Origin of the sequence: Neobacillus drentensis (genome assembly GCF_036965645.1) — a bacterium.
Classification (GTDB): domain Bacteria; phylum Bacillota; class Bacilli; order Bacillales; family Cytobacillaceae; genus Neobacillus; species Neobacillus drentensis_D.
This window is the reverse complement of the sequence record NZ_JBALPZ010000006.1, coordinates 1-4,678: the sequence shown is the minus strand read 5'-3', so window position 1 is coordinate 4,678 and position 4,678 is coordinate 1. Positions and strand designations below refer to the sequence as shown.

Sequence of the window (4,678 nt, the reverse complement as noted above, 5' to 3'; positions counted from 1 at the left end):
TTCTCGAAGTCAAAAACTTCTATACTTTCTTATCTACGAAAAAACCTGTTCAACAGTTGAACAGGTTTTTTTGGGTTTATTGCTATTTTTTTCGAATGGCAAAGACTAGAGCAGCTAATGATAGGATAACAGAAACAATCGATAAGATAAGCGGTAGCGAATTAGATTGTTCTGTATTTGCTGCTTTTGTTTCGTCAGTTTTCGTATCTTCAGTTGCAGCTTGATCATGATGATCATCTGTTGAAGTACCTGCAACAATAGCTGTTATGGAATGTGGTGTTTTAGCTGATTCGTCACCTGTCCATTCCACGATACTTCCATCTTTATAATATTGGTAAGCATCCCATACGATATTGGCAGCCTTATCAGGGTTCTTTGCTACAAAGGTAAATTGCTGGAATTGACCTGGTAAAATTCCTTCTCCAGTTGCTTCAAAGGTAAATGATTTTACCTTACCGCTAGTGTCTTTATCAGCCGTATAGTTCCAGCCAGGCACAGGTTGATAAGACATAATCTCCACCCCTGCAGGTGCTTTCATTGTGAATTTTGTGGTTGGTACTTCTTTTTCAACAGGAACCTTCACCGTATACGTTTCCCAGGCCCCGGTTGTTGACGTATTTGGCATTACGGTCACATGGGCACTTGCCACACTTGAGAATAGAAATAAACCTAACACGGTTGGTAACACCACTTTAGTAATCCTTTTAATCGTTTTTTTCATTTTTATCTCTCCTCTATTTCGTATTTATTGACTGCCGACGATCACTTTGAAGTCCGTATCAAGTGTCTCTAAATCCTTGGTAAGGACATGAACATGAACATTCCATCGGCCTGCCATATTGAAATTTAAGCCTTTGGCTTGATAGATGCCTTCCTTGACTTTCACTAATGTTTTCGTGGCTTCCCCCATATCCATTTCTAGAGAGGTAAATGTAAGGGTCGCTTGTTCAATATCCTTCATTGGCTGACCATTTTTGTCTATTAAAGATAAGATGAAGGTATTTTCGCCAATGATATTAGGGGATGCATTAAAAGTAATTTTCCTCTCCTGTTTGACCGTTTTGGTTTCCTTAAATGGACCAGGAGAGGCCATAGCGGTTGGTAAATTGGTTAATAATACAGATAGAACGATAACAACCGCACCAGCCATTAATTCTCCCCATATAGTGACGGGCAGTCCTTTTTCCTTATTTCGCTTCCCTTTTATAAAGTTTACTGATGCAAAAATAATCATGATAACCAGCAGGATAACCTTTCCGAATAAAACTCTACCATAATTTGTTGTTAGTAGTGTTTTAAGATTAGGAATGTATGAAAAGCTGCCATAAACGCCTGTAAAGCTTAACACAATAACTAACACGATTCCCCACTTGGAAAATGTTCGAATGGAATTTAAATAAAGTCCCTTTGTATCGTTGTTTCGACTAAGAGGGATCAGTGCAGCCAAAATAATTAGGCTTCCTATCCAGATGGATGCAGAAAGTAAATGGATAAAATCTATGGAAACGGTTATTAAGACGTTGGTGGAAGAGGCTGCATGACTAGTAAATGCCTTGGTCAATAACAATCCTATTCCGAGAACAAACGAAATCCACACCCATAAAGAATGGAATCTTTTCTTTACTAGCAAATAGCTAGAAATGAATAAGAAAACCAATAAGATGAGTTGGATAATCCATGTTTCCCCAAAGAGGGTAGTGGCTAACATATCCCCTAACACATTAACGTTTAGAACCTTACTCCACGATAATCCAGATTCTATCGTTGCCTGTAACGGCAAACTCAAGAGAATACTAATGGATAAAGTAATCAAAGATATGGTTAATAATTTATTAAAAGTACTGTTTACCCCAGCGAATTCCCGCAATTCCTTAGGCAGCACAAATAGTTGAAATAGGAGCATAGCTGCCAGACATGCATTACCTATATATTGAAGCCAACGGATGATAATCAAGTCTAATTGAGGCATGTATCCTTTTGATTCTTTATTTATTTTTGAACTGTCATGTGCCGGATTGTCATTTCCTACTTGGAATGGAATCACTCCTTCAACAGGATGCCCGTCACTGGACACAATTCGCCATTTTATACTATAAGTGTCGTTAGGAAGATTTTTAGCTAAATCTGTTTCTATTATGGAAGGATTTTGGGGTTTAATCCGCCCATTTTTCTGATCTACCCGATTCCCTGCTGAATCAAATACCTCTAATGAATTAAACGATGCCTGAATAGTCTCATCAAATTCAATCGTTACCTTTAGTGGTGCTTGGTCTACGATTTCATTTTCATAAGGGGTTGATTTAAGTATGTAGGCATGCGCAGAAGCGAATGAAGGCCATAAAAATAGAAAAAGATACAAGAATGCGAAGAGCAGGCTGCCGCTTTTAAACTGTTTCACCCCAGCACCTCCTTTCTATTTATGACACCCACAACCGATATTACCATTCATTCTTTTCGAAACCTCTTCCACTGCTTGATTGAATCGCAGAATTGTTCCGCCGAAGCCCTTTTGAAATTGTTCTGCATATTTTAACGAATCAAAAGTTAACACCTGCGGTTGGCAGCAATTTAAATGAAAATCTGCATCAAGTAAGAAATAGGCCATTTTGGCACTAATGGTTGTATGCTGAAGAAAGTCATGGCAAATAATTTGAGATACAGTATTTTCAATATCTTTATATCTTAGTAAACCACAGTGGGGACAGCAAAATTGTTCCACTGTTTGATGAATTGTGATGATTTGCATAGGATGCCGATTATTCAATTCCTTTAAACAATATGTACAAGAATGGGGCGAAATGGTTGAATGGGAAATGAAAGATACTCCGCCTGACGTTTTTTGGATCTTCCTCTCCTCTAACAGTGGCTTTATATCCCTATATACAGTCATCTCAGAAACATTAAAACGTTTACTAATTTCTAAGATCGAAAGGGTTCCTTCTTCAGATAACCAGGACAATATTTGTTTTTGTCTCTCAACTGGCAGCAATTTTAGTCCTCCTTTCGTCGTAAAGATTCCTCCATTATACAATAGAATAGATTTTTACTATTAACAAGTTATAAATGTGAACTTTATGTGAAAATTAACAACATAATCACATATTTTAACAATAAATAAAGACTGGTAATGATTTGACAATGTAACTTCCTGCTAAGTAAATTAAAAGTATATTTCTTCCTGTTTTAAGCAAGATATAAAAAAAGAGAAGGAGTATTACAATGCTGGTTGTGATCATTAGAATTGTACTTTTCGTGACTCCTTGGTTAACCGTCTTCTTTATCCCGAAAAAAGTGTTTAAAAAGTATACACCTGTTGCTATTTTTACATCATTATTGGTCTTAGTGAATAGTATTTTAGCTGTCCCCTTTAAATTATGGACTGTTAAAGGCGGGCTTTTAACTAAAGCTTTAAATGACTTTAGTTTCATATTTGGACCATTTTTTGTAGGAACCATTTGGATTTTCCGTTTTACCTTTGGGAGGTTTTGGCTCTATGCTTTAACTAACCTATTGATGGATTTATTTCTGGCCTACCCTGTTTGTAGGGTGCTGCAAAAATTAAAGGTTTTTAAATTAGTCAATTATAAACCAAAACACGTTTTTTACTCGTCCATTTGTTTTGCTTTTATCATATATGGATACCAATTATTTATTACCCGTTCAAAATCCAGAGATTAAAACTGGATTATTTTGTTGCCACTTAATAATAAATTAATGACTCCTATTCTTTTTTATCGGGAAGGCTTCTTGCTTAGACACACGTATATTTTCACGATTAAAAAACTTATTAAAATATTTTTCCACCTTTACATGGATGTCTTTTTGATACCAATCTGTTAATTTATGTTCTTCAAATAACGTTGGCATTCCTAATCTTTCTGAACGTTTCCCCATGGCTCCATCCCCGATACTAAGAGTATCGATCCAAATATGATCTACGATTCCATCCAATACTTTCGGAAAGTCAGGTGTAAATGGCAAAACTGGCGAGATCGAAGCTTGAGTGGTTATTCCCGCATCATGAACCTCTTTTAAGGCTTTTAACCGCAATGGTATTCCAGGTGCAACTGGAGCGAAAATCTGCCTTATTTCATCTCGATCTGTTTCAATCGTCATCGAGACAAGGGTATTACATTTTTCTTTCAATTTTACTAACAAATCTATATCTCTTTTAATGAGAGGACTTCGTGTTTGGATTTGCAGAAAATCAGGAGGATTCTCTACCATTGCTTCTAATATCCCCCGTGTTATGGCAGCCTTACGTTCTATTGGTTGGTAAGGGTCTGTTGCTGAGGACATAAAGATGTTCACGGGAGTTTGTCTCTTACGGAGTTTTATTATTTCATTTCGATAATTTTCTGCCGCGTTTACTTTTATGTCCAGCCATTCACCCCAAGGAATATCTTTGAATTTTTGAATCGGCATTTCTCTTACATAGCAATTATCACACTACATTTCATTTTCTTTCAACCAATTCGCCACCCCTTGCTTCAATCTTCCTTGTAAATAAAGGGGTAAATCTTACATCTTTCCTTTTATAGAAATCAAATAATATTGAAAAACTTATAGATTATAAAAAAGGACCCTTTATGATTATTGTAAGTTTTTTATTACATTTACCCATCTAATTAATAATATCACACTAATTACGCCACCCATTTATAGACATAACAAAGAT

At 36.2% G+C, this 4,678-nt stretch carries 4 protein-coding genes and 1 pseudogene; 1 reads left to right on the top strand and 4 read right to left on the bottom strand.

The annotated features are described in order from the left end of the window. Nucleotides 1-82: 82 nt before the first annotated feature. The 3 genes from V7266_RS00695 to V7266_RS00685 are packed head-to-tail and all read right to left on the bottom strand — an operon-like array spanning nt 83 to nt 2,989. Entirely contained in the window at nt 83-721 is a 639-nt protein-coding gene (locus V7266_RS00695) for a YcnI family copper-binding membrane protein (protein WP_335465265.1), read from the bottom strand. A 24-nt stretch (nt 722-745) separates the two neighbouring features. Next, on the bottom strand, nt 746-2,398 hold the full coding sequence (locus V7266_RS00690; RefSeq protein ID WP_335465263.1) for a copper resistance CopC/CopD family protein: 1,653 nt from the start codon (nt 2,396-2,398) through the stop codon (nt 746-748). A gap of 15 nt (nt 2,399-2,413) precedes the next feature. After that, nucleotides 2,414-2,989, bottom strand: coding sequence for a DeoR family transcriptional regulator (locus V7266_RS00685; RefSeq protein ID WP_335465261.1), 576 nt, complete (start codon nt 2,987-2,989; stop codon nt 2,414-2,416). A gap of 230 nt (nt 2,990-3,219) precedes the next feature. Between V7266_RS00685 and V7266_RS00680 the strand changes: the two genes are divergently transcribed. Beyond that, entirely contained in the window at nt 3,220-3,678 is a 459-nt protein-coding gene (locus V7266_RS00680) for a hypothetical protein (protein ID WP_335465259.1), read from the top strand. A gap of 33 nt (nt 3,679-3,711) precedes the next feature. Here the strand turns inward: V7266_RS00680 and V7266_RS00675 are convergent. After that, nucleotides 3,712-4,449, bottom strand: a pseudogene (locus V7266_RS00675) (SPL family radical SAM protein); the annotation flags it as partial. Nucleotides 4,450-4,678: the final 229 nt, after the last annotated feature.